This is a genomic window from Bradyrhizobium ferriligni (genome assembly GCF_056837965.1).
Window position 1 is genome coordinate 1 of the sequence record NZ_JBXEJO010000040.1, and the last position, 24,028, is coordinate 24,028.

General features: G+C 65.2%; 20 protein-coding genes. 10 read left to right on the top strand and 10 right to left on the bottom strand.

The annotated features are described in order from the left end of the window. Positions 1–46: 46 nt before the first annotated feature. Together AC1VNY_RS23460 and AC1VNY_RS23465 are read left to right on the top strand one after the other, a co-directional pair. Positions 47–970 carry an ABC transporter ATP-binding protein gene (locus tag AC1VNY_RS23460; RefSeq protein ID WP_225643686.1) on the top strand — a complete coding sequence of 308 codons (924 nt, stop codon included), beginning with the start codon at positions 47–49 and terminating at the stop codon, positions 968–970. Beyond that, complete coding sequence (locus tag AC1VNY_RS23465) at positions 967–1,728, top strand: ABC transporter permease (protein WP_028342160.1); 762 nt, start codon at positions 967–969, stop codon at positions 1,726–1,728. The genes AC1VNY_RS23460 and AC1VNY_RS23465 overlap by 4 nt, the downstream gene beginning before the upstream one ends. A gap of 109 nt (positions 1,729–1,837) precedes the next feature. Here the strand turns inward: AC1VNY_RS23465 and AC1VNY_RS23470 are convergent, their stop codons facing one another. Beyond that, the gene (locus tag AC1VNY_RS23470) at positions 1,838–2,167 is read right to left on the bottom strand and encodes a hypothetical protein (RefSeq protein WP_304496414.1); all 330 of its coding nucleotides are present in this window, start codon (positions 2,165–2,167) and stop codon (positions 1,838–1,840) included. Between the two features lie 302 nt (positions 2,168–2,469). Between AC1VNY_RS23470 and AC1VNY_RS23475 the strand changes: the two genes are divergently transcribed. Further along, entirely contained in the window at positions 2,470–3,267 is a 798-nt protein-coding gene (locus AC1VNY_RS23475; RefSeq protein WP_482406956.1) for a L,D-transpeptidase, read from the top strand. 315 nt (positions 3,268–3,582) lie between these two features. Further along, entirely contained in the window at positions 3,583–4,431 is an 849-nt protein-coding gene (locus AC1VNY_RS23480) for an alpha/beta fold hydrolase (RefSeq protein ID WP_482406957.1), read from the top strand. A 110-nt stretch (positions 4,432–4,541) separates the two neighbouring features. On the opposite strand, the gene AC1VNY_RS23485 is transcribed toward AC1VNY_RS23480, so the two are convergent. Beyond that, positions 4,542–5,099 carry a DUF308 domain-containing protein gene (locus AC1VNY_RS23485; RefSeq protein ID WP_482406958.1) on the bottom strand — a complete coding sequence of 186 codons (558 nt, stop codon included), beginning with the start codon at positions 5,097–5,099 and terminating at the stop codon, positions 4,542–4,544. A gap of 133 nt (positions 5,100–5,232) precedes the next feature. Here AC1VNY_RS23485 and AC1VNY_RS23490 point away from each other — a divergent pair, with 133 nt between their 5' ends. After that, positions 5,233–5,820, top strand: coding sequence for a TetR/AcrR family transcriptional regulator (locus AC1VNY_RS23490; protein WP_482406959.1), 588 nt, complete (start codon positions 5,233–5,235; stop codon positions 5,818–5,820). A 46-nt stretch (positions 5,821–5,866) separates the two neighbouring features. Here the strand turns inward: AC1VNY_RS23490 and AC1VNY_RS23495 are convergent, their stop codons facing one another. Further along, a complete protein-coding gene (locus tag AC1VNY_RS23495; protein ID WP_482406960.1) occupies positions 5,867–8,131 on the bottom strand; it encodes a spermidine synthase in 2,265 nt (754 codons plus the stop codon). A 179-nt stretch (positions 8,132–8,310) separates the two neighbouring features. Here AC1VNY_RS23495 and AC1VNY_RS23500 point away from each other — a divergent pair, with 179 nt between their 5' ends. Further along, positions 8,311–9,912: a phytoene desaturase family protein gene (locus AC1VNY_RS23500; RefSeq protein WP_482406961.1), complete on the top strand. Its 1,602-nt coding sequence runs from the start codon at positions 8,311–8,313 to the stop codon at positions 9,910–9,912. Between the two features lie 275 nt (positions 9,913–10,187). Here the strand turns inward: AC1VNY_RS23500 and AC1VNY_RS23505 are convergent, their stop codons facing one another. Continuing rightward, positions 10,188–10,352, bottom strand: a complete 165-nt coding sequence (locus AC1VNY_RS23505) for a Flp family type IVb pilin (RefSeq protein WP_016841571.1) — start codon at positions 10,350–10,352, stop codon at positions 10,188–10,190. Positions 10,353–10,522: 170 nt separating this feature from the next. Here AC1VNY_RS23505 and AC1VNY_RS23510 point away from each other — a divergent pair, with 170 nt between their 5' ends. Then, positions 10,523–11,407, top strand: a complete 885-nt coding sequence (locus tag AC1VNY_RS23510; RefSeq protein WP_482406962.1) for a 50S ribosomal protein L11 methyltransferase — start codon at positions 10,523–10,525, stop codon at positions 11,405–11,407. After that, positions 11,404–11,910: a hypothetical protein gene (locus AC1VNY_RS23515; protein WP_482406963.1), complete on the top strand. Its 507-nt coding sequence runs from the start codon at positions 11,404–11,406 to the stop codon at positions 11,908–11,910. The genes AC1VNY_RS23510 and AC1VNY_RS23515 overlap by 4 nt, the downstream gene beginning before the upstream one ends. 18 nt (positions 11,911–11,928) lie before the next feature. On the opposite strand, the gene AC1VNY_RS23520 is transcribed toward AC1VNY_RS23515, so the two are convergent. After that, a complete protein-coding gene (locus AC1VNY_RS23520; RefSeq protein ID WP_069277987.1) occupies positions 11,929–12,114 on the bottom strand; it encodes a hypothetical protein in 186 nt (61 codons plus the stop codon). A gap of 191 nt (positions 12,115–12,305) precedes the next feature. Here AC1VNY_RS23520 and AC1VNY_RS23525 point away from each other — a divergent pair, with 191 nt between their 5' ends. Together AC1VNY_RS23525 and AC1VNY_RS23530 are read left to right on the top strand one after the other, a co-directional pair. Beyond that, positions 12,306–14,135, top strand: a complete 1,830-nt coding sequence (locus AC1VNY_RS23525; RefSeq protein ID WP_482407006.1) for an aminopeptidase P family protein — start codon at positions 12,306–12,308, stop codon at positions 14,133–14,135. Between the two features lie 300 nt (positions 14,136–14,435). After that, positions 14,436–15,713 carry a multidrug effflux MFS transporter gene (locus tag AC1VNY_RS23530; protein WP_482406964.1) on the top strand — a complete coding sequence of 426 codons (1,278 nt, stop codon included), beginning with the start codon at positions 14,436–14,438 and terminating at the stop codon, positions 15,711–15,713. Positions 15,714–15,867: 154 nt separating this feature from the next. Here AC1VNY_RS23530 and ligA read toward each other — a convergent pair whose 3' ends face one another. The 5 genes from ligA to ftsZ form a co-directional block, all read right to left on the bottom strand. Beyond that, a complete protein-coding gene (gene ligA, locus AC1VNY_RS23535) occupies positions 15,868–18,015 on the bottom strand; it encodes an NAD-dependent DNA ligase LigA (RefSeq protein WP_482406965.1) in 2,148 nt (715 codons plus the stop codon). Positions 18,016–18,022: 7 nt separating this feature from the next. Continuing rightward, positions 18,023–19,693: a DNA repair protein RecN gene (recN, locus tag AC1VNY_RS23540; protein ID WP_482406966.1), complete on the bottom strand. Its 1,671-nt coding sequence runs from the start codon at positions 19,691–19,693 to the stop codon at positions 18,023–18,025. Between the two features lie 13 nt (positions 19,694–19,706). After that, a complete protein-coding gene (locus tag AC1VNY_RS23545; protein ID WP_028332540.1) occupies positions 19,707–20,615 on the bottom strand; it encodes an outer membrane protein assembly factor BamD in 909 nt (302 codons plus the stop codon). 259 nt (positions 20,616–20,874) lie between these two features. Beyond that, a complete protein-coding gene (lpxC, locus tag AC1VNY_RS23550) occupies positions 20,875–21,837 on the bottom strand; it encodes a UDP-3-O-acyl-N-acetylglucosamine deacetylase (RefSeq protein WP_028342176.1) in 963 nt (320 codons plus the stop codon). A gap of 350 nt (positions 21,838–22,187) precedes the next feature. Continuing rightward, positions 22,188–23,981, bottom strand: a complete 1,794-nt coding sequence (gene ftsZ / locus AC1VNY_RS23555) for a cell division protein FtsZ (RefSeq protein WP_482406967.1) — start codon at positions 23,979–23,981, stop codon at positions 22,188–22,190. Between the last annotated feature and the right edge of the window lie 47 nt (positions 23,982–24,028).

Genomic DNA, 24,028 nt, shown 5'->3' on the forward strand with positions numbered 1-24,028 from the left:
GGCCCCAATCCGCGCGCACCCCCTCCCTCACGCTCACCGACTCTTCATGTCGCCGATCATCTCCGTTTCCAATCTTTCGAAAACCTATGGCTCCGGCTTCAAGGCGCTGAAGGGCATCAATCTCGATATCGTCAAGGGCGAGATCTTCGCGCTGCTCGGGCCGAACGGCGCCGGCAAGACCACGCTGATAAGCATTATTTGCGGCATCGCCAATCCGAGCGAGGGCCGCATCACGATCGGCGGGCACGACATCATCGCCGACTATCGCGCGGCGCGGTCGATGATCGGGCTGGTTCCGCAGGAACTGCACACCGACGCGTTCGAGTCGGTATGGGCGACCGTCAGCTTCAGCCGCGGCCTGTTCGGCAAGCCGAAGAACCCCGCCCATATCGAGAAGGTGCTGCGCGACCTGTCGCTGTGGGACAAGAAGGACGACAAGATCATCACGCTGTCCGGCGGCATGAAGCGCCGCGTGATGATCGCCAAGGCGCTATCGCACGAGCCGCAGATCCTGTTCCTCGACGAGCCGACCGCCGGGGTCGACGTCGAATTGCGCAAGGGCATGTGGGAGGTGGTCCGCACGCTGCAGGCTTCCGGCGTCACCATCATCCTGACCACGCACTACATCGAGGAAGCCGAGGAGATGGCCGACCGCATCGGCGTCATCAACAAGGGCGAGATCATCCTGATCGAGGACAAGGCGACCTTGATGCAGAAGCTCGGCAAGAAGGAGCTGACGCTGCAATTGCAGAACAAGCTCGAGGCCATTCCCGATGTTCTGTCTGCCTACAATCTCGAATTGTCCGACGATGGCCGCACCGTGACCTATGACTACGATACCAAGGGCGATCGCACCGGCATCACCAGCCTGCTCAATGATCTCCGCAATGCCGGCATCCGCATCTCGGACCTCGATACCAGGCAGTCGTCGCTCGAGGATATCTTCGTCAGCCTCGTGAGGGCGCCATGAACTACCGCGCAATCCGGGCCATCTATCTGTTCGAAATGGCGCGCACCTGGCGCACGCTGCTGCAGAGCATCGTCTCGCCCGTGGTGTCGACCTCGCTGTATTTCGTGGTGTTCGGCGCCGCGATCGGCTCGCGCATCACCGAGGTCGAGGGCGTCAGCTACGGCACCTTCATCGTACCGGGACTCGTGATGCTGTCGGTGCTGACCCAGAGCATCTCCAACGCCTCGTTCGGCATCTACTTCCCGAAATTCGTCGGCACGATCTACGAGATCCTGTCGGCGCCGATCTCCTATTTCGAGATCGTCATCGGCTATGTCGGCGCCGCCGCCACCAAGTCGATCATCCTCGGCCTGATCATCCTGGCGACGGCCGGGCTTTTCGTACCCTTGCATATCCAGCATCCGGTGTGGATGCTGACGTTCCTGGTGCTGACGGCGGTCACCTTCAGCCTGTTCGGCTTCATCATCGGCATCTGGGCCGACGGCTTCGAGAAGCTGCAGATGATCCCGATGCTGGTGGTAACACCGCTGACCTTCCTCGGCGGCAGCTTCTATTCGGTAAACATGCTGCCGTCGGGCTGGCGCACCATCACGCTGCTCAATCCCGTGGTCTATCTGATCTCCGGCTTCCGCTGGAGCTTCTACGAGATCGCCGATGTCAGCGTGCCGCTGAGCCTCGGCATGACCGTGGGATTCCTCGTGGCCTGCATGGCCATCGTGGCGTGGATCTTCAGGACCGGCTACCGGCTGAAGAACTGAATAAGCTTCAGTAGCCCGGATGGAGCGAAGCGCAATCCGGGACCTTATCGCCAAGCCTGCAGAACCCGGATTTCGCTTCGCTCCATCCGGGCTACAGGTTCTTCAACGATCAATAGCAATGGAAATGGCCGTGGCGGTAATAGCCGCGGCAGCGGTGGCCACGGCGGTAGCCGCGATCCGGGATGCCGAACACGCCCTTGACCGCGCCCATGGCGCCACCAACGCCGGCGCCGACGGCACCGCCAACCACGCCGCCGACCGGGCCTGCGACCCGGTTGCCCTCATAGGCGCCCTCATGAGCGCCGCGGACGATGCCCTGGGCATGGCCGGCATGGGGGACTGCGACCAGCGTCAAAGCGAGGGCTGCGGCCGCAAGCAGGAGCCGCGCGGAGAGGCCGGCTGAGACGACGGCCGCGGTCTTCACCTTGGTGTTGTTCATCTGGATTCCTTGATGCGCGGCGCGAACGCGCCGCCGAGCGGGGATTGTGAAACGCCCATGCGGCCAAATGGTTGCGTGCCGGAGACCAATTGGGGCCGCCGTCGCGGCCTGCTCGCGAAAAAGTCAGCCCGCCGTGACAGGCAGGCCCGGCTTCGGCCTTGTTTGCGCCGCGCGCGGGATTAACCATGGCGATTGATCACGGCCTTGGCCCGCCACTGGAACCAAGTTCGGATTCCGTGCATATTGATTGCCGGGGACGGAGAGCCGCGGCTTCGCGAGCAGGCCTGGAGGCCAAAGGTAAAATGCGTTCGTTCCTCATTGCGTTCACTTCCGTGATGCTCTTCACCGCCGGCGCCGCACAGGCCAAGGTCGATATCACCATCGACAAGGACAACCAGCAGATGACCGTCGCGGTCGACGGCGTCGCGCGCTATCACTGGCCGGTCTCGACCGGCATCCCGTCGCGCGAAACGCCGAACGGCAGCTTCCGCGCCTTCCGCATGGAAGAGGATCACTATTCCAAGGAATTCGACGACGCACCGATGCCGCACTCGATCTTCTTCACCAAGATCGGGCACGCGATTCACGGCACCGACTCGGTGAACCGCCTCGGCTCGCCGGCCTCGCATGGCTGCGTGCGGCTGTCGCGCGACAACGCAACGACGCTCTACGCGCTGGTCCAGAAGGAAGGCGTGCTCAACACCACCGTGACGCTCACCGGCTCGTCGCAGGTCGCGCTGGCGCGCAATCCGCGTGGACGCAACGGCACCGCGGTCGCCCGCCGCGCGCCGCAGCAATATGACGAGCAGTACGGCACCGCCGCCGCTGGCGACCCGGTCGTGCTGACGCCGCAGCCGCGTGACTATCCGGCGCAGGCCCGCGCCGATGACGGCTACATCTATCCGGCCGACGGCAGCTCGACCGATCGCCGCTATCCGGCACCGCCGTCAAGTCGCCGCGTCTACGATGCGCAGGCCTATGGCCAGCAGCAGCAGCAGTACTACGGCAATCAGGGCTACGCGCCGGCGCCGCAGGGCTACTACCAGCCGCGCCCCGCCTATCAGCCGCGCGGCTTCTACGGCAACACCTATCAGGACTAGAGCGTTTTCGAACGAAGTGGGCGCCGGTTCGCGCGAAGAAAACGCATCAAAAATCTGTCGCACGTTCCTGGTCCACTGACGGCGCCGCAGGCAGCGCGCCGTCAGTTCACGCTCCCCTCACCCGCTTGTGACCGTCGCAAAACGCCCACGTCATCGTGCGCCGGGGCCCGTCGTCGCGTCGTCATCTGATTGTAAAACTAGCCCGATATTCGGCGGCACAAGCGCCCGCCTGGCCCCTGGAGGCCGATTCACGCGACATGCCCGATGAAACCAGGGCGAGAAGCGCGGGTCACGTAGGCAAGATCAGAGGTCGACATGAAACGGGGCATCATTGTCCTTTGCCTGTGCATCGTGGCGATGGCCGCTTATTTCACGACGGACAGATGGGCCATCCGTCACACGACGCTGACGTTCCACGACGTTCTGCGCGACGACCGCAACGTCACGGTCGAGGTTGCGGTGCGCCGCGACCAGCAAATGCAGGCGATGGCCGAGATGATCGAGCTGCCGGTCGCGATCCTGAGCCACGGCAACACCGTCAAGAACACCGAGTACTCGTTCCTCACCAATTTGTTCGCGTCGCGCGGCTACCTCGTGGTCAGCATTCAGCATGATCTCGACACCGACGCGCCGATGGTCACCAAGGTCGGCGAGGAATATGTCGGGCGACGCATGCAGTACAATCGCGGCGTCTTCAACATCATGTATGCGATGGACGAGCTCAAGAAGCTCTATCCGAACGCAAACTATCGCCAGCTGACATTGATCGGCCATTCCAACGGCGGCGACATCTCGATGTTCTTCGCCAAGCAGCATCCCGACCTGGTCAAGAAGGTCGTCACGCTGGACAATCTGCGCGTCCCCTTCATCACCGACGGCAGGATCAAGATCCTCTCGTTCCGCTCCAGGGATCCGGTGTTCAAGGCCGATCCGGGCGTCGTGCCCGACGACGAGACCTGCGCGAGACTCGGCATCAAGGTGGTCAGAACCGAATTCCAGCACAACGATCTCAGCGACCGCGGCCCGGACAGCGCGAAGTCGTCGATCCAGGCCGGCGTGGAGCAATTCCTCGACGAGGACGCCGGCGAGAGCACGCCGACGATGCCGCTGCTCGCCGCCTCGACGCCCGCTTCCGCGAGTGCGGCGCCGCCAGAGAACAAATAATCGCGTCGCGGCTGAAGGCGAGCTCGCGCTCTCCGGTGCTGCCGGACAGCGCTTGGAGCCCGCTCCGTTCCGATTGAATCGGAACGGAGCTCCAGATTGTTGCTTTGGCTCTAAGCGCGCGCGTGGCGATAGCCGGTGGCAACGAGCCAGATTGCGGAAAGCAGGAAATAGAACGCGCCGAAGCCCGCATAGGGAGCGACGTCGAGAATGGTCGGCGCAACGGTGCCGATGGACTGGCTGATCATGTAGCCGCCCGCGAGTGCCGACTGCGCGCCGCTCAGGATCATCGCCCATTGCGCGCCATAATGACGCCAGCGCCTGACGCCCGTGTACAATTGCAGCATGCCCGCGAGGATCGCCCAAACCCCGAACACGGCCAGGACGGCATAGTTGCTGTGGCCGAGCGCCACGATCACGGCGAGCGTCGTGATCGTGCTGACCGCGACATTCAGGGCCTGGGACGGGTTGGCCTTCAGGCCGCCATTGACCCGGGCGTCAGCCAGATTGGCGATGCCGTCCCACGCCGGGTAGATCACGAGCAGAACCGCGGCAGGGCCGGCTAGGCCGCTGAACAGAACGGCGGCAGCGACCCAGGCGACCGAGAAGATGGCGCGCCCTAGATAATATGATCGCAGCCAGGCGGATTGGGTCGAAAGGTGGCTTTGCATTGACAGGCTCCTTGTTGTCTTCCTACTAGTAGGTAGATGACAAGTCCGAGTCAATCTGGCCCTCCGACGTCGTGTGAGGAGAGGAAAGCCTTGATTTGTCTCTGGAATTTACCTACTGGAAGGTAGGCATGACGTGAACGTGATGATCTCGACTTCTGAAAAAATTCTCGATGTCGCACAGCCCCTCGTCGTCGCCGGGGGCTATAACGGATTCAGCTATGCTGACATCTCGGATGCCATCGGCATCCGGAAGGCGAGCATCCACCATCACTTCCCGACCAAGGCCGAGCTGGTCTCGGTGCTGGTAGATCGCTACCGGCAACAGACCGAGCTGGGCCTGAAGTCGCTTCAGGAGCAGTTCGCAAGCCCGGCCGAGCAACTACAGGCTTACGTGAACTTCTGGCAGGCGTGCATCGGCGATGCCTCGCTACCATTCTGCGTCTGCGCGATGCTTGCCGGCGAGATGCCGATGTTGCCGAACGAGGTCGCATCGCGCGTCCGCGCCCATTTCCATCATCTTGCGGGATGGCTCACCTCGGTGCTGCAGGCCGGTGCGGAACAGCATCTGGTCCGGCTGGACCAGCGGCCGCACGAGGAGGCCCAGATGCTGATGGCATCGGTTCATGGGGCAATGCTCTCGGCGAGGGCTTTCGACGATCCCGGAATGTTTGCCGCGATCGTCAAGCCCCAGCTCGCCAGACTTCTGGTAGCTGATCGCTAGAGAATGATCGCGCGGAAGCCGCCGCGACTGGCTCGGCTTGCAGGTCCTATTGCTCGCCGTCGCGCAGGCGGCGGTACACCGCGCCCAGCACGTTCGAATAGTCGTCGGTCCAGACCCGCTGCTTCTCGTCGGCTTCGGTCTCGGTCCAGACATCAGACGATGCGAGCTTGCCGACGTCCTCCTCCTCGCGCGCGGACACCACGACCGAGGTCGAGAAGATGTACTCGTTATCGCGGCCGGAATCCTCGCTGTAGACCCAGCTCTTCATGTCGTTGGCGTCTGCGATGCCGACCACGACGCTGGCAAGCTCGAGATGGCGGTTGGAGACGTGCATCACGACCGCGCCCTGCGGCGCCAGCTTCTCCTTGTAGATCGCCATCGCCTCCTCGGTCGCGAGATGGATCGGGATCGCGTCCGACGAATAGGCGTCGACGATGATCAGATCGTAGACGCCGTCCGGCTCCTTGGCGAAGGTCAGCCGCGCGTCGCCGATGACAGGCTTGAGGTTCGGCTCGCAGTTCTGGATGTAGGTGAAGTATTTCGGATCGCGCGCGGTATCGACCATCGACTGGTCGATCTCGAAGAAGCGCCAGTCCTCGCCGGGGGCCGACGCGCAGGTCAGCGTCCCTGAACCTAGCCCGATCACCGCCACCTTCAGCGGCGCGCCCTTGCGCTCGCGGATCGCGGTAATCGCCCGCCCGATGCCGCCGTCCTTGTGATAATAGCTGATCGGCTCGGGCGTTCCGGCGACCGGCGTGCCGTCATCGTTCTTGAACTTCTCGGCGCCATGGATCGTGGTGCCGTGCATCAGCACGTGATACTGCCCGTTCGGCGTCACCACGATCTTGTGCACGCCGAAGAAGCTGCGGACGGTTTCGACGCGGCCGTCGTCGGATGGATAGGCGCGCAGCACCACCAACGCGACCACGACGGTGGCGAAGATCTTCCAGCGATTGGCGTTCAGCGCGAGCGCGAGCAGCGCCGAGAGCACGCCGACCGCGCCGATCACCCAGACCCGGTGCACGTCGAACCAGTTGAAGATGTCGCCGGCCGAATAGCTCGGCGCGATCAGCGCCACCGCCAGCACCGCGAGGAACGGCCAGTACCAGGCGCTCCAGCGCGGCAGCCGCTCCGCGCCGCCGGGCGGACGGCACAGCGCCGCGAGCGCCAGCAGGATCGGATATTCGGCAACCCACGAGAAAGTAAAAGGCGCAATGAGCCCCGCGAACAGGCCGCCGACCATGCCGCCGAACGACAGCGCGACGTAGAAGCCGGTGAGATATTTCGCCGCCGGGCGGGTGCGCGCAAGCTCGCCATGACAGGCCATCGCGATGATGAAGAAGCAGAGCTGATGGCCGCCGAGCGTGAGCAGCAGGTTCTGCTCGCCGCCGACCGCAAGCAGGATCACGACGCCGGCGATCGCCAGTGGCTGCGCCAGCAGCATCCATTTGTGCGGCAATAGCGGCCGCGACTGGAACACCAGCACCCAGGTCAAGAGATACAGCGACAGCGGCAGCACCCACAGCAAGGGCGCGGCGGCGACGTCGGTCGAGATATGCGCCGTCACCGCGATCAAGAGGCCGGACGGCACCGCGGCGAGGAAGATCCAGCGCGCCCGCAGCGGCCAGGACGGCGCCGGCGCATTGGCGTCATCGACCTGCATGTTGAGTTCGGCGGCATTGGCCGGCGACCGCAACAGCAGCACGCCGCACCCCGCGATCAGCACGATCAGGAGACCATAGCCGCCGGTCCAGATCAGGTTCTGGGTGCGCAGCGTGAACATCGGCTCGAGCAGCACCGGATAGGACAAGAGCGCCAGGAAGCTGCCGATGTTCGAGGATGCGTAGAGGAAATACGGATCGGGACCGTTGGGATGTCCGGTGCGCACGAACCAGGCCTGCAGCAACGGATTGTTGGCGGCGAGCGCAAAGAACGGCAGGCCGATCGAAACCGCGAACAGGCCGAGCAGCCAGACCGCATAGCCGGAGGTCGGCGGCTCGCCCCAGCCGCTCCTGATCGCCAGCGGCAAGGTCACGAGCGCGACGACGAGCAGCACCAGATGCACCACGACCGGCACGATGCGGCCGTTCAGCTTCATCAGGAGATGCGCATAGGCGTAGCCGCCGAGCAGCAGCGACTGGAAGAACACCATCGCCACCGACCACACCGCCGGCGAGCCGCCGAGCCGCGGCAGCACCATCTTGGTGAACAGCGGTTGCACCGAGAACAGCAACAGGGCACTGACGAAGATCGCGGCGGTGTAGACAACCAGCACCAGCCGGTTGCGCGAGGCGGTCGGCTCAGACGTCATGAAAGCTCCGGCATGGACCCGGCGGGCGCCGGAGGCGGACGGTCCGGTGGCATCCCACCGGAGGATTTCAGTTGAGCATACGGCACTATCACGGACAAGAAACGGCGGTCACGCGGACTTGACGACGCGGCGCTGCGGCGCCACAGCACATGCTCTAATCACTGCTTCTTGAAGCGGACATGAACGAAACTGACGTCGTCATCATCGGTGCGGGGCACAACGGCCTCACCTGCGCGGCCTATCTTGCGATGGCCGGGCTGCGGGTGAAGGTCGTGGAACGCCGCAAGGTGGTCGGCGGCGCCGCGGTCACCGAAGAATTTTGCCCGGGCTTCCGCAACTCCGTCGCCGCCTACACGGTGAGCCTGCTCAATCCGCAGATCATGTCTGACCTGAAACTTGCCGATCACGGCCTCAGGATCGTCGAGCGGCGCGCGCAGAACTTCCTTCCCGCGCCCGACGGCAGTTATCTTTTGACCGGCGAAGGCCGGACCCGGGAGTCGGTCGCAAAGCTCAACCGGCAGGACGCGGCCGCAATCGACGCGTTCTCAGGGGAACTCGAAGCCATCGCCGACGTGCTGCGGCAATTCGTGCTGCGCGCGCCGCCGAACGTCGTCGAGGGCTTTGGCATCGCCGCGGTCAGCGAAGCCTTCAACGCGCTCGGCACCGCCAACATCCTGCGCCGGCTGTCGCTGGAACAGCAGCGCAACCTGCTCGACCTGTTCACGCGATCGGCCGGCGAGATGCTCGACGAGCGTTTCGAGAACGACCTCGTCAAGGCGCTGTTCGGCTTCGATGCCATCGTCGGCAACTATGCCAGCCCCTACGCGGCGGGCTCGGCCTATGTGATGCTGCATCATGCGTTCGGCGAAGTGAACGGCAAGAAGGGCGTCTGGGGCCACGCGATCGGCGGCATGGGCGCGATCACGCAGGCGATGGCGCGTGCCGCGCGCAGCCATGGTGTCGAGATCGAAACCGATGCGCCCGTCCGCGAGGTGATCGTCGAGAAGGAGCGCGCTGTCGGCGTCATCCTCGACGATGGCAAGACCGTGCGCGCCAAATACGTCGTCTCGAACGTCAATCCGAAGCTGCTGTACACGCGTCTGGTGCCGGGAGGCGCATTGGCGCCCGAGTTTCGCGCGCGCATCTCACGATGGCAGAACGGGTCCGGCACGTTCAGGATGAATGTGGCGCTCAGCGCCCTGCCCTCGTTCACCGCACTACCCGGCCGAGGGGATCACCTCACGGCGGGCATCATCATCGCCCCGAGCCTCGGCTACATGGATCGCGCCTGGCACGATGCGCGCGAATTCGGCTGGAGCCGCGCGCCGGTCGTCGAGGTGCTGATCCCCTCGACACTCGACGACAGCCTGAGCCCGCCGGGTCAGCATGTCGCGAGCCTGTTCTGCCAGCACGTCGCGCCGCAACTGCCCGACGGCAGATCGTGGGACGATCATCGCGACGAGGTCGCCGATCTGATGATCGCAACGGTCGACCAATATGCCCCCGGGTTCGCAGGCAGCGTGATCGGCCGCCAGGTCCTGTCGCCGCTCGACCTCGAGCGGCAGTTCGGCCTGCTCGGCGGCGACATCTTTCACGGCGCGCTGACTTTGAACCAATTGTTCTCGGCGCGACCGATGCTCGGCCATGCCGACTATCGCGGACCTCTGAAGGGCCTCTACCATTGCGGCTCCGGCGCCCATCCCGGCGGCGGCGTCACCGGCGCTCCCGGCCACAATGCCGCGCGGGCGATTTTGGCCGACCATCGGGCGCTATTCACGTAGAGCGGATGAGACACCACGCGGCACGCTCATCGCGCGGCAAGCTGTGGACAGGCGTGTTGAGAAGCTGTGGGTCTGCGGTGGACAGAGACCTTATCTCGACACGGGATAACCGGTGGACGCCGCTGTGGACCGGCTGTGCGACGGACGCTGACAATCCCTGGAGAACGCGGTTGATGTCTGGTCGACGAGCTGGGTGTGGCTCTGTGGACAACCGGTCAAAAAGAAAACACCGGGCGTCGCCGCCCGGTGCTTCCCTGAGAACGCCGTTCGAGAGATTACTTCAGCGAGCCGCTGATCGAGTTGAAGGTCCCGCTCAGTGCCGTGCCGACGCCATTCACCGCAGCGATGATGGCGATGGCGATACCGGTTGCGATCAGTCCGTATTCGATGGCGGTCGCGCCGGATTCATTCCGCAAAAACTTAACGATAAAAGCCTTCATTGCAGCCCTGCCCTTGGTTGTGATGCCTTGGAACGAAGGGTGTTCCCAGTTCCGCCACCGTACTAGTACGGCAACATCTAAGGTTGTCTGAACCGGGAACCTCTCAATTCTCGCGATATTCGAATGAATCCGGCTTGAAATTTTAACAAAAATCGCGCTACCGGCCTCCGATGACCCCGTCCACACACCGCGCCAGCGTCACCCTTCCAGATGAATCGACCGCAAAGCGCGTGGTAGACGCGCTTTCCGAGCTGTTTTTCGAGGATCAGGCGGCGTTTGCGGCCTTCGAGCGGCCGGATGGCCGCTGGGACGTCACCGTCCATTTTGCCGAGCTGCCGGACCAAAATTTACTGCGCGAGCTGGTCGGCCAAGTGGTGCGGCAGGATGTCGCATCGACTTTAGTTTTTGATACCGTGGAGGCGAAGGACTGGGTCAAGGCCAGCCTGGAGGATCTCGTCCCGGTCGCGGCCGGCCGCTTTATCGTCCACGGCCAGCATGACCGGCACCGGATACCCCCCAACAAGCTCGGGATCGAGATCGAGGCGGCGCTGGCCTTCGGCACCGGCCATCACGGCACCACGCGCGGCTGCCTGCTGCTGCTCGACCACGTGTTGAAGGCGTATCAGCCCCGCCGCGTGCTGGATCTCGGTACCGGGACCGGCGTGCTGGCGATCGCCGCCGCCAAGGCGCTGCACGGCAAGGTGCTGGCGAGCGACATCGACCCGCCGTCGGTCAGGGTCGCCGAGGAGAATGCCCGGTTGAACGGAACAGGCGATCTGGTGGACGTGATCCGCGCCACCGGCTTTGCGTCGCCGCGCTTTGCCGAGGACGGTCCGTTCGACCTGGTGCTTGCCAACATCCTCGCCAATCCGCTGCGGCAGCTGGCCGGCCCGATGGCGCGCCACCTCGCCTCGTCGGCGCAGGTCATTCTCTCGGGCCTGCTGACGCACCAGGCGCCGGCGGTCATCGCCGCCTACCGTGCCCGCGGGCTGGTGCCGCTGCGGCATCTGAAGATCGAGGGCTGGAGCAGCCTGCTGCTGCGTTCCGTGAAGTGACCGCGACCGGCAGACAGTGCGGCGACTGCACGCTCTGCTGCAAGGTGATGGCGATCGAGGAACTGGCCAAGCCCGCCAACACGTGGTGCCCGCATTGCAAACCGGGGCGCGGCTGCCGGACCTATCCGGGCAGGCCGGCGGAATGCCGCTCGTTCAGCTGCGTCTGGCTGGCGAACGAGCTGCTCGAGGAGCACTGGAAGCCTTCCAGGTCGAAGCTCGTCCTGACCACGTCGGAAGATGGTCTTGAGGTCAGATGCGATCCGGGCTTCCCCGACGCCTGGCGCAGGGAGCCGTTTCGCAACGAGCTCAGGGAATGGGCGATCTCCGGCGAGACGCTCGATATGACCGTCGTCGTGATCGCCGGCCAGCGCATGACGCTGCTGACGCCCGATCGCGAATTCGATCTCGGCATCGTCGGCCCCGATGAGCGGATCGTGCGCGAGCTCGAGGACGGCAAGGTCGTCAATGTGACCGTGGCCAAGGCGTCGGATCTGGAACGGTAGCCGCGATCCGTGGATTAGCTATTCGGGTGCAGGAGAATCGCTGCGGATGGTCTCGACCTTGTCCTGGCCAGCCGCACGCCTGGCTCGCGCCTCGACCAGACGGTCCAGCATCTGGACGATGACGCCGCGCTGCTTCTGTTCGACCGGCGCAATCGGGCCGCGGCGGACCGGCGGCGAGATCTTCTCAAACGTGAATGCAGGCATCGTGCATCTCCTCACCGTTGAGTTGAGACACTCCTGGACACTCCCCGTACGCTTGACCGTTGACGTGCAGTGGACATCGTCCGGTCAATTCCACTATGCCATATTCAAGCATAAGTTATGCCAAAAATATGGTCATGCTTGACCGCGCTCGAGCGAAGGTCATGCTTCCATCCGAAGAGAGTACGACGGCGATGTTCGAAGCCCATTTCCAGACGTTCGAAGAGCCCGAAGGCGGCGTGGCGCTGACTGCACGCTTGAGCGCGCTGCGCGAGGAACTGGCGCGGCGCAAGCTGACCGGGTTCGTGATTCCGCGCGCCGACCAGCAGCAGAATGAATATGTCGCAGCCTCCGAGGAACGGCTCGCCTGGCTGACCGGCTTCACAGGATCGGCCGGGCTTGCGATCGTGCTGAGCAAGGAGGCCGCCCTGTTCGTCGACGGCCGCTACACGCTGCAGGCCGGCAAGCAGGTCGACCGCAAGGCCTGGCAGGTCGAGCCGCTGGTCGAGCCGCCGCCGGAGCACTGGCTGACCCGGCATCTGGCGGCCGGCGACCGCCTGGGATTTGACCCCTGGCTGCACACTTCTGCGGCAGCCGAACGGCTGGCGGCGGCCTGCGCCAAGGCCGGCGCGGAACTGGTCGCCGTCGACAGCAATCCGGTTGATGCGATCTGGCACGAGCGGCCGGCACCGCCGCTCGGCCCGGTCACGATCCACGGCGCGCAGTTTTCCGGGGAGATCGAAGCCGACAAGCTCAAGCGTATCCGCCTCGAGATCAACAAGCTCGGCGTCGACGCGCTGGTGCTGTCCGACAGCCACGCGGTGGCCTGGACCTTCAACATCCGCGGCGCCGACGTCTCGCATACGCCGCTGCCGCTGTCTTATGCGCTGGTGCCGAAGGAAGGCCGGCCGCTGGTGTTCATCGATCAGCGCAAGCTGTCCAACTCGACGCGCGACCATCTCGAGCAATCCGCCGATGTCGAGCAGCCGGCGGCGCTGGCGGCAAAACTCACCGAGCTCGCCAAGCGCGGCGCCTCGATCGCGCTCGACAGCGCGACCGCAGCCGACGCCTTGAGCCGCCTGATCGCGGGTGCCGGCGGCAAGCCGGTGCGCGGCAGCGATCCGGTCAGCCTCTTGAAGGCGGTCAAGAACATCACCGAGATCGAGGGCACGCGCACGGCGCATCAGCGCGACGCGGTCGCGCTCGTGCGTTTCCTCGCCTGGATCGACCGCGAGGCGCCCTCCGGCAGCCTCACCGAGATCGACACCGTCGAGGCGCTGGAGACGTTCCGCCGCCAGACCGGCGCGCTGAAGGACGTCTCGTTCCCGACCATCGCCGGCACCGGGCCGAACGGCGCCATCGTGCACTACCGCGTGACGCGCAAGAGCAACCGCCGCATCGAGCCCGGCGACCTCCTGCTGATCGATTCCGGCGCGCAATATGAGGACGGCACCACCGACGTCACCCGCACCATCGCGATCGGCAAGCCGACCGACGAGATGCGCGACCGCTTCACCCGCGTACTGCGCGGCCATATCGCGATCGCCCGCGCGATCTTCCCCGACGGCACCACCGGCGCGCAGCTCGACACGCTGGCGCGGCAATACCTCTGGCAGGCCGGGATCGATTTCGAGCACGGCACCGGCCACGGCGTCGGCAGCTATCTCAGCGTCCATGAAGGGCCGGCGCGGATTTCCAAGCTCGGCTCCACGCCGCTCAAGCGCGGCATGATCCTGTCGAACGAGCCCGGCTACTACAAGACCGACGCCTACGGCATAAGGATCGAGAACCTCGAGCTCGTGATCGGCACCGACATTGCCGGCGCCGAGAAGCCGATCAATGCATTCGAGACGCTCACGCTGGCGCCGATCGATCACCGTCTGATCGAGGTCGGCTTGCTGAGCCCGGACGAACTGGCCTGGCTCAACGACTACCACGCCCGCGTCGCGCATGTGGTGCGCCCGCATCTCGACGACAACGCCACCAAGCTGTGGCTGGACGAGGCGACGGCGGCGCTGAGGTAGCGGCGCGCTCCAGGCATCCGCACACTCGACGTCGTCTCCACACTCGGTGTCATCCCCCGCGAAAGCGGGAGATTCAGTACGCCGCGGCCTCTCCTTCTCATACTGATCTCTCTGGAATATTGGGTCCCCCGCTTTCGCGGAGGACGACAGCGGAATTCGCGGCTGACGACAGCTGTCTTATTGCGCGAGACGAAACATCGTCGCTGCGTCTCCTGAAATCGCATGGGCGTATGCCGAAACGCCCGTATTCCGCGCGGACGGGCACGCTACAGTCTTTCCACAATGCTGGATCGGACCTGAATGCACGGCGTGATGGGCAAGCCGCCCGGCGCGGCTAAAGACAACATCGCGACATCGAAGGTCATGCTGCTGATGCTCGTCGTGATGACGGGCGTGGCGCCGATCTCACTCTACATGCTGGTGCCGGCGCTACCGGTGCTGGCGACCACATTCGGCCGCGACATCGGGGTCGCGCAGATGACCGTGTCGCTCTACATGGTCGGCATCGCGCTTTCACAGCTGATCATGGGGCCGCTGTCCGACAGGTTCGGCCGCCGGCCGGTGCTGCTCGCGGGCCTCGGCCTGATGGTCGTGGCCGGCGTCGGCTCGGTGTTCGCCGAGACCCTGCCGCAACTGATCGCGGCACGCTTCTTCCAGGCGCTCGGCGGCGCCAGCGGCATGGTGATCAGCCGTGCCATCATCCGCGACCTCTATCCGCGCGAGCGGGTCGGCGCCATGATCAGCCTCGTCGTCGCCGCGCTGATGATCGCGCAGATGGTGAGCCCGCTGACCGGCGGCCTGCTGGAGACCACATTCGGCTGGCGCGCGATCCTCTATCTCATCACCGCGGCGTCGCTGATCACCACGATCTTCATCGCGCTGGCGCTGCCGGAAACCCGCCGTGATCGCGCCGACAGCTCCAGCTTCCGCGGCGACCTCGGCAAGCTGATGACGAGCCGCGCCTTCGTCGGCTATCTGCTGTGTCAGGTGCTGGCGTCGCAGATCATCTTCGCCTTCGCCGGCGGCGGCCCCTACATCGTGGTGACCCAGATGGGGCGGACCAGTGCCGAGTATGGCGCGTGGTTCGCAATGACGGGGTTCGGCTACTTCGTCGGCAATCTCCTGTGCGTGCGCTTTGCGCCGCGGCACTCGCTGGAGAAACTGATCTGGTTCGGCCTCGCGCTGCAGGTCGGCGGCAGCCTGCTGAACCTGGTCTGGAGTTTTACTGGAGTAAACCAGGCCCCGCTCTGGCTGTTCGGCACCCAGATGATCGTGATGATCGCCAACGCCTTCGTGATGGCCAATTCCGCCGCCGGCGCCATCAGCATCCGGCCCGAAGCCGCCGGCACCGCCTCGGGCGCCATGGGGTTCCTGCAGCAGGGCATCGGCGCGCTGATCTCGCAATTCGGCGCCTATCTCGGCGGCCACTCCACCACGACGCTGCCGCTGACCGCGGCGATCTTCGCGATCTCGATCGCCTGCGCCTGCACCATGATCTTCGTCGTGCCGCGGCGGCAGGTGGTGGTGAGCGAGGAGCTGATCGCGCAGGCCGAGGAGGATGAGCAGGGGATGATGTGAGATCGGCGGTCGCGCCGCACCCTCCCATCGTCATCCCCGCGCATGCGGGGATCCAGTACGCCGCGGCCCATCGGCTCAACAATGGCTGTCTCTGGAATACTGGGTCCCCGCTTTCGCGGAGGACGACAGTGGAGAACGCGGCGCAGCTGCGCCCCTACTCCCCGATCAGCTTCAGCCACTCGTCCTCGGTCAGCACCTGGACGCCGTGCTTCTGCGCTTCGGCAAGCTTCGAGCCGGCGCCCGGCCCCGCGACGACATAGTCGGTTTTCTTCGACACCGAGCCGGCTGCCTTGGCGCCCAGCCGCTCGGCCGTCGCCTTGGCCTCATCACGTGTCATCTTTTCGAGCGATCCGGTGAACACCACGGTCTTGCCGGCCACCGCCGAATTGCTCTTCGGCTTCTCGGCATCGATGATCTCGTCGAGCTCCCCGGTCAGCCGCTCGACGATGCCGCGATTGTGGCTCTCGCCGAAATAGTCCGCGATGCTCTTGATCACGGTGTCGCCGATCTGATCGAGCGCATCCATCTCCGCCATCGCGTCCTCGTCGCCTTTGGCGACCTTGAGGCAGGCATCGTGGAACGCGTCCCACGAGCCATAGCCGCGCGCCAGCGCCAACGCGGTTGTCTCGCCGACATGGCGCATGCCGAGCGCGTAGATGAAGCGCTCCAGGCCGATCCTGCGGCGGCTGTCGATTGCGGCGAACAGATTGCGCACCGAAGTCTCGCCGTAGCCTTCGATGTCCTCCAGCTTCAGCTTCGCGTTGCGCTTCTGCAGCGTGAAGATATCAGCCGGCTCCTTGACCCATCCCTCGTCGAAAAAATATTGCAACTGCTTCACGCCGAGACCGTCGATATCGAAGGCACGGCGCGACACGAACAGAATGAGGTGCTCGACCTTCTGGAACGGACAGGCGAACTCGCCGGTACACCGGGCGCGCGAGCCCTCCTCGCCGGCCGCGGTCTCCTCGCGCACCACGTCGGTGTGCAGCGGGCACGGGCATTTCTTCGGGAAGTGGAATTCCTTCGCGTTCTTCGGCCGCTTGTCGATCACGACGTCGACGACCTGCGGGATCACGTCGCCGGCGCGCTGGATCACCACGGTGTCGCCGATCCTGATGTCGCGTCCCTCGCGCAGCACCTCGCCCTTGTTGCCGATGCCCTTGATGTAGTCTTCATTGTGCAGTGTGACGTTCTGCACGATCACGCCGCCGACACCGACCGGCTCGAGCTTGCCGACCGGCGTGAATGAGCCGGTGCGCCCGACCTGGATCTCGATGTCGCGCAGCACCGTCATGGCGCGCTCGGCCGGGAATTTGTGCGCGATCGCCCAGCGCGGCGTGCGCGACACGAAGCCGAGCCGCTCTTGCCAGTCGATGCGATCGACCTTGTAGACGACGCCGTCGATGTCGTAGTCGAGCTCGGCGCGCTGCTCCTCGATCTTGCGATGGAACGCGATCAGCTCCTCGACCGAGTGACACAATTTGGTCAGCGGATTGGTCTTGAAGCCGCACCGCTCGAACCAGCGGATCATGTCGGTTTGAGTATCCTCCGGCATCGCGCTCATCTCGCCCCAGGCATAGGCGAAGAAGCCGAGCGGCCGCGAGGCGGTGATGGTCGGATCCTTCTGCCGCAGCGAGCCGGCCGCCGAATTGCGCGGATTGGCGAAGATGGTGTCGCCGGCCGCCTTCTGCCGCTCGTTGAGCGCAAGGAACGCCTTCTTGGTCATGTAGACCTCGCCGCGCACCTCGCAGATGTCGGGCACGTTGCGGCCCTTCAGTTTCTGCGGCACGTCCTCGAGCGTGCGGATGTTGGCGGTGACGTCCTCACCCTCCGCGCCATCGCCGCGGGTTGCCGCGGTGACGAGCTCGCCGCCCTCATAGCGCAGCGACATCGAGAGCCCGTCGATCTTCGGCTCGGCCGAGAAATCGATCTTGTCATCCGGCAACTTGAGGAAGCGCGTGATGCGTCCGACGAAATCGACCACGTCGGCTTCCGCGAACGCGTTGTCGAGCGACAGCATCGGCAGCGAATGCCGGACCTTCCTGAAGCGCCCCGACGGCGCGGCGCCGACCTTCTGCGACGGCGATTCCGCGGTGACGAATTCAGGGAAGCGCTTCTCGATCGCATCGTAACGCTGCCGCAGCGCGTCGTATTCGGCATCGGTGACGCTCGGCGCGTCGTCCTGATAGTAACGCTTGTCGTGACCTTCGAGCTCGAGCGCAAGGCGCATCAACTCGACCTTGGCCTGGGCCTTGGTGAGTTTGTCGACGTCGACCAACGCTTTCTTGGCTTTGGTGGCCATCGGCGAACTAACTCGCCGCCCTGAGCAGCCGTTCCGCGGCCGCCCTCGCCTCCGCGGTGATCTCGGCGCCGGCCAGCATGCGCGCGATCTCTTCGCGGCGGTGATCGGCGGCGAGCGCGTTGACGCGGGTGGCGACCCGCTTGCCCTTGTCGAGCGCGTCCTTGGAGATCAGGAGATGCTGGCTGGCGCGCGCCGCGACCTGCGGCGCGTGAGTCACCGCCATCACCTGCACCTTGCCGGCAAGGCGCGCCAGCCGCGAGCCGATCGCATCGGCTACCGCGCCGCCGACGCCGGTGTCGATTTCGTCGAACACCAAAGTCGGCGCCGAGCCGCGATCGGCCAGCACGACCTTCAGCGCCAGCAGGAAGCGCGACAGCTCGCCGCCGGAGGCGACCTTCATCATCGGCCCCGGCTTGGTGCCGGGATTGGTCTGCACCCAGAACTCGACACGGTCGATGCCCTGCGGCCCCGTCGCGGCCGCGCTGCTCTCGACCTGGGTCATGAACTTCGCGCGCTCGAGCTTGAGCGGCGCAAGCTCGGCGTTGACGGCCTTGTTGAGCTTCTCTGCAGCCTTGGTGCGCGCCGCCGACAGTTTGGCGGCAGCCGCCGCATAGCGCTTGTCGGCTTCAGCAGCGGTCGCTTCCAGCTTCTTCAGCTGGTCGGCGCCGGCATCGATCAGCGCGACGTCGCCGGCATATTGCGCCGCCAGCGCGGCCAGCAGATCGACCGGCGTCGAATATTTACGCGAGGCCGCGCGCAGCGCGAACAGCCGCTCCTCGATGCGCTCCAGCTCGGCCGGATCGAAATCGGTCGCCGCCAGCGCGGCGTTGAGGTGCTGGTCGGCCTCTTCCAGCGCGTTGATCGCAATATCGATCGCCTTGACCGCAGGCTCGATCAGCGCAGGCGCATTGGCGGCGCGCCGCTCCAGCCGCCGGACCGCGGCCGACAGCGACGCCACCGGCGAATGCGAGCCGCCGATCGCCTCCTGCGCCTCGCGCAGATCGGTTGCGATCTTCTCGCCTTGCATCATGGTGGTGCGGCGACCCGCGAGCTCGGTCTCCTCGCCTTCCTTCGGCGCCAGCGTCTTCAATTCCTGCGAGGCATGGCGCAGATAGTCCGCCTCGCGCGCGGCGCGCTCCATGCCGGCGCGATGCTCGTCGAGATCAGCATTGGCGGTCCGCCTGATATCCCACAGCGCTTCCAGCGCCGCGACGTCCTTCTCGTGTCCGGCGAAGGCGTCCAGCAGCTGGCGATGGGTGGAGGCGTCGACCAGCGCGCGCTCGTCATGCTGGCCGTGGATCTCGACCAGCGTGGCGCCGACCGCCTTCAGAGTCTGCACGCTGATCGCCTGATCGTTGATGAAGGCGCGGGTGCGGCCGTCGGCGAGCTGCACGCGGCGCAGGATCATCTCACCGGTGTCGTCGAGGCCGTTCTCGGCCAGGATCCCGGCCGCCGGATGCCCCTTCGGGACATCGAACATGGCGGTGACCTGCCCCTGTTCGGCGCCGTGGCGCACCAGTCCGGCGTCGCCGCGGCCGCCGAGCGCCAGCGCAAAGGCATCGAGCAGGATGGATTTGCCTGCGCCGGTTTCGCCGGTCAGCACCGCGAGGCCACGGGAAAATTCGATATCGAGCCGTTCGATCAGGACGATGTCACGGATCGACAGACGCGCCAGCATGCGAGGACAATTCCTAGCCGAGACCTATCTTCTTGAAGGTCCTGCTGATCCAGGAACCCTGATTCTCGCTCGGCTCGAGACCGCCGGACTTTACTAGATTATATGCGTCCTTGTACCAGCGGCTGTCTGGAAAATTGTGGCCGAGCACCGCGGCCGCAGTCTGCGCCTCGCCGGCGATGCCGATCGCCATGTAGGCCTCGGTGAGGCGGTAGAGCGCCTCCTCGACGTGGCGCGTGGTCTGGTATTGCGTGACCACGGTCTTGAAGCGGTTGATCGCGGCGGTGAAGTCGCGCTTGCCCATGTAATAGCGCCCGACCGCCATTTCCTTGCCGGCGAGCTGGTCGCGCGCAGCCTGGATCTTGGACTTGGCCTGGGTGGCGTATTCCGAGGTCGGATATTTGCGGACCACCTCTTCGAGCGCCGCGATCGCCTTCTCGGTGCGGCTCTGGTCGCGCGAGATGTCCGGGATCTGATCGAAGTGCGATGCCGCGATCAGGTACTGGGCGTAGGACGCGTCCGGGCTGCCGGGATGCAGCGTGACGTAGCGGGTGGCAGAGCCGATGCAGCTGTCGTAGTCGCCCGCCTGGTAGAACGAATAGGCCGACATCAAGAGCGACTTGCGCGCCCAGTCGGAATAGGGATGCTGACGGTCGACTTCCTCGAATTTCTTCGAGGCGGCCTTCAGGTCCTTCTTCTCGTTCATCATGTACAAGCCCTCATTGTAGAGCTTGTCCGCGGGCTCATCGACGAACGTGTCGTCCTTGGCCATGAACTTGTCCCACAGCGCGCCGGTGCCGCAGCCGCTGAGCGGCATGGCCAGCACAATCAGGCCCGCCGCAAAACGCAGCGTGCGCGCGGCCTTGGTCAGGCCGGAGACGTCAGAAGAATTGCGTGATTCGAGCGCCATACGCATTGCCGACATGAATTGTAAAACCTGACGCCTTTGATGCGGTTAACGGCGACCCCACTCCACCCATGAACCGCGGTCATGGGTGCAATATTTCCAGTGCCATTGGCCGCCGTTACTCGCAACCGCAGGCCTGCTTAGCCGAAAAATGACCGTGGACCAACCGAATACGGAGCCATTCCGCCGGGAATAAGGCGACCCGGCGAAGCTCACAGCCTGCCGTGGCTATTACGGAAATTGGACCCGACCGGCCAGGCGATCAGGACTTGGGCGATCAGGACACGTCCGGGCCGTAGGCCGGGGCGACGAGGCCGCCTACGGTGCCTGCACCGGCTTCGACATGGCCGCGGAGCGGCCGCCGAGCGGTGTCCGATTCGACCACCCGCCAGGCGCTGCGGTCGGCGAGCAGAGCCTTCAGCACCGCGTTGTTGAGCTTGTGGCCGCCCCGTACCGAACGGTAGCTGCCGAGCAACGGCAGGCCGGCCAGCGCCAAGTCGCCGATCACGTCGAGCACCTTGTGGCGGGCGCATTCGTCGGCGTAGCGCAGGCCCTCGGCATTGAGCAGGCGGGCCTCGTCGAACACCACGGTGTTGTCGAAGGACGCGCCGAGCGCGAAGCCTGCGCCCCACAGCCGCGCCACGTCGCTCATGCAGCCGAACGTGCGGGCCCGTGCGACCTCGCGGCGGAAACCTTCCGGCGACAGATCGAAGGTGAAGGTCTGGCGGCCAATCACCTGGTTGGTGAAATCAATCTCGACTTCAGTGCGGAACCCGCCGGCGAACGGACGCAGCTCGCCAACCGATTCGCCGATCTTGACTTGCACCGGCTTCAAAACCTGGATGAAGCGGCGGACGCCGGGCTGGGTCACAATGCCGGCCTGATCGATGGCCGCGACGAACGCCGCAGCGCTGCCGTCCATGATCGGAACTTCGGCGCCGTCGACCTCGATGGTGGCGTTGTCGACGCCCATGCCGCGCAGCGCCGCGAGCACGTGCTCGGCGGTGGAAACCAGCGGCCCTTCGCGGTCACCCAGCACCGTCGCGAACTCGGTCGCGATCACTGCATCGGCGGTCGCCACGACTTCGCGGTCGGAACCGTCGAGACCGGTGCGGACAAAAATAAAACCCGCATCAACAGGTGCAGGTCCCAAGGTGAGACTGACAGGAAGACCGGAATGAACGCCTACGCCAGTCACGGTGGCTTGCGACCGAAGCGTGGTTTGACGGCTGAACTTCATTCGATAATGCCCACTACCCGACTTCACTCAATTCAAGTGGCCAAATTTCCCCAAGGCCGACTCGCTTGAGCTCCCCAAGTCACGGCAGACCATAGTCACAGCCCTAAACCGCGCCAACTCACGCTTCTTTACCGATTGTTACCCCATCTCCGCCGCATTCACGCCCAAGGTTAACCAAATTGCGGCAGCGAAAACGGCCCTCGGCGACGCGCCATCTGACCACCGAAAGAATAATTAATCATTTAAAATCAGTTGCTTGTTTATCCGGCGCAATCGCTCGCCCGCGACAAGGAAAAGGCCCCGGCGGTTCCCCGCCGAGGCCTTCTTCGTCGCCAAGCTTGTAACAAACTTCAGTTTGCCTGCCGGCGCAGGAAGGCCGGGATATCAAGATGGTCGTCGCCCTGTGGCGCCGGGGCAACAGGTGCTTGGCGGCCATGAGCGTCCAGCCCCTGCGGCGCGGGGCGCTTTGCATATTCGGATACCGGCGATTCGTTCGCCGAAATCTGCTGGGCGACGCTGCGGGCCGGCTTGCGCTCGGGCAGCGGCGGCATCGTCGGCATGGCCGGGCCGGAGGCGCGGGCCGCGATCGGCGGCTCGGTCTCTTCGTCGCGGCGGCCGAGGCCGACATTGGCCAGCCGCTGCAGCAGCGACAGCCGGGTCTTCTGTGGGTGCTCCACCTCGCCGTCACCGCTGGCCTGGCGGATTTCGGCCTGCGCCGGCATCGGCAGATCCTCGAACTTCGGCATCCGCGGAGCACGGACCGGCGACCGTTCCGCCGCCTGCGGGATGAAGGTCTCGGGCGGCATCGGCTCATGCTGCTCGGCCCGGGCGGCCTCGTGGTCCGGGAACAGCGAGGGCTTCTGGGCAATCGGCCGCACGGTGACGTCACCGTACGAGGCCGGCTGCATCGGCGCCTGGGCAGCCGGCGCGCTGTCGGGAGCAACCGCGGCGGCGATCGCCGCGAGCGCAGCGCGCTCGACGGCGGGACGTCCCTGGGGCACGGCGGGCGGAGCCGCAATCGGCGCGACCGTCACGCCGGTCGGCGGTTCCATCTTCTGGGCACGCTCGGCCATGCGCTGATTGTCGGCACGCAGGCGTGCGGTCAGATCGGCCAGCCGGCTCTCCGGCGAACCGCCCGACTGCTGCGCGGCAGGAGCCTGGGCGCGGGAGGCGATGGCGGCCTGCTCGATACCGGTTGCGACCACCGAGACGCGAATGACGCCGTCGAGCGATTCGTCGAAGGTGGCGCCGACGATGATGTTGGCGTCGGCGTCGACCTCTTCGCGGATGCGGGTGGCGGCTTCGTCGACCTCGAACAGGGTCAGGTCCTTGCCGCCCGTGATCGAGATCAGGAGGCCGCGGGCGCCCTTCATCGAGCTGTCGTCGATCAGCGGGTTGGCGATCGCGGCTTCCGCGGCGGTCAGCGCGCGCTTCTCGCCGGTGGCTTCGCCGGTGCCCATCATCGCCTTGCCCATTTCACGCATCACGGCGCGGACGTCGGCGAAGTCGAGGTTGATCAGGCCTTCCTTGACCATCAGGTCGGTGATGCAGGCGACGCCCGAGTAGAGCACCTGGTCGGCCATCGCGAAGGCGTCGGCGAAGGTGGTCTTCTCGTTGGCGACCCGGAACAGGTTCTGGTTCGGGATGATCAGCAGCGTGTCGACCACCTTGTGCAGCTCGGCAATGCCGTGCTCGGCGGTGCGCATGCGGCGCTGACCTTCGAAGTGGAACGGCTTGGTCACCACGCCGACGGTGAGGATTCCCATCTCGCGAGCGGCCTTGGCGATCACGGGTGCAGCACCGGTGCCGGTGCCGCCGCCCATGCCGGCGGTGACGAACACCATGTTGGCGCCGGTGAGGTGATCGCGCAGCTCGTCCATGACCTCCTGCGCGGCCGCAGCGCCGACGTCGGGCTGCGAACCGGCGCCGAGGCCCTGGGTGACCTGGGTGCCCATCTGCACGATGCGCTGCGCCTTCGACATGGTCAGCGCCTGCGCGTCGGTGTTGGCGACGACGAAGTCGACGCCCTGCAACCCGGCGGTGATCATGTTGTTGACGGCATTACCACCCGCGCCGCCGACGCCGAAGACGGTGATCCGCGGTTTCAGCTCGCTGATGTCAGGGGGTGTCAGATTGAGTGCCATGGTTGCCTCTCTCGATTATGCGCGCGTTGGTTCGTCCCGGCCGCTGG

What these genes read in the sequence shown, in the direction of transcription:
- AC1VNY_RS23470 (WP_304496414.1), bottom strand. Translation starts at nt 2,167, where the DNA reads ATGAACAACACCAAGGTGAAGACCGCGGCCGTCGTCTCAGCCGGCCTC.
- AC1VNY_RS23480 (WP_482406957.1), top strand. Translation starts at nt 3,583, where the DNA reads ATGAAACGGGGCATCATTGTCCTTTGCCTGTGCATCGTGGCGATGGCC.
- AC1VNY_RS23475 (WP_482406956.1), top strand. Translation starts at nt 2,470, where the DNA reads ATGCGTTCGTTCCTCATTGCGTTCACTTCCGTGATGCTCTTCACCGCC.
- AC1VNY_RS23500 (WP_482406961.1), top strand. Translation starts at nt 8,311, where the DNA reads ATGAACGAAACTGACGTCGTCATCATCGGTGCGGGGCACAACGGCCTC.
- AC1VNY_RS23465 (WP_028342160.1), top strand. Translation starts at nt 967, where the DNA reads ATGAACTACCGCGCAATCCGGGCCATCTATCTGTTCGAAATGGCGCGC.
- ftsZ (WP_482406967.1), bottom strand. Translation starts at nt 23,981, where the DNA reads ATGGCACTCAATCTGACACCCCCTGACATCAGCGAGCTGAAACCGCGG.
- AC1VNY_RS23495 (WP_482406960.1), bottom strand. Translation starts at nt 8,131, where the DNA reads ATGACGTCTGAGCCGACCGCCTCGCGCAACCGGCTGGTGCTGGTTGTC.
- AC1VNY_RS23510 (WP_482406962.1), top strand. Translation starts at nt 10,523, where the DNA reads ATGACCCCGTCCACACACCGCGCCAGCGTCACCCTTCCAGATGAATCG.
- AC1VNY_RS23485 (WP_482406958.1), bottom strand. Translation starts at nt 5,099, where the DNA reads ATGCAAAGCCACCTTTCGACCCAATCCGCCTGGCTGCGATCATATTAT.
- AC1VNY_RS23520 (WP_069277987.1), bottom strand. Translation starts at nt 12,114, where the DNA reads ATGCCTGCATTCACGTTTGAGAAGATCTCGCCGCCGGTCCGCCGCGGC.
- AC1VNY_RS23530 (WP_482406964.1), top strand. Translation starts at nt 14,436, where the DNA reads ATGCACGGCGTGATGGGCAAGCCGCCCGGCGCGGCTAAAGACAACATC.
- ligA (WP_482406965.1), bottom strand. Translation starts at nt 18,015, where the DNA reads ATGGCCACCAAAGCCAAGAAAGCGTTGGTCGACGTCGACAAACTCACC.
- AC1VNY_RS23505 (WP_016841571.1), bottom strand. Translation starts at nt 10,352, where the DNA reads ATGAAGGCTTTTATCGTTAAGTTTTTGCGGAATGAATCCGGCGCGACC.
- lpxC (WP_028342176.1), bottom strand. Translation starts at nt 21,837, where the DNA reads ATGAAGTTCAGCCGTCAAACCACGCTTCGGTCGCAAGCCACCGTGACT.
- AC1VNY_RS23545 (WP_028332540.1), bottom strand. Translation starts at nt 20,615, where the DNA reads ATGTCGGCAATGCGTATGGCGCTCGAATCACGCAATTCTTCTGACGTC.
- AC1VNY_RS23460 (WP_225643686.1), top strand. Translation starts at nt 47, where the DNA reads ATGTCGCCGATCATCTCCGTTTCCAATCTTTCGAAAACCTATGGCTCC.
- AC1VNY_RS23525 (WP_482407006.1), top strand. Translation starts at nt 12,306, where the DNA reads ATGTTCGAAGCCCATTTCCAGACGTTCGAAGAGCCCGAAGGCGGCGTG.
- recN (WP_482406966.1), bottom strand. Translation starts at nt 19,693, where the DNA reads ATGCTGGCGCGTCTGTCGATCCGTGACATCGTCCTGATCGAACGGCTC.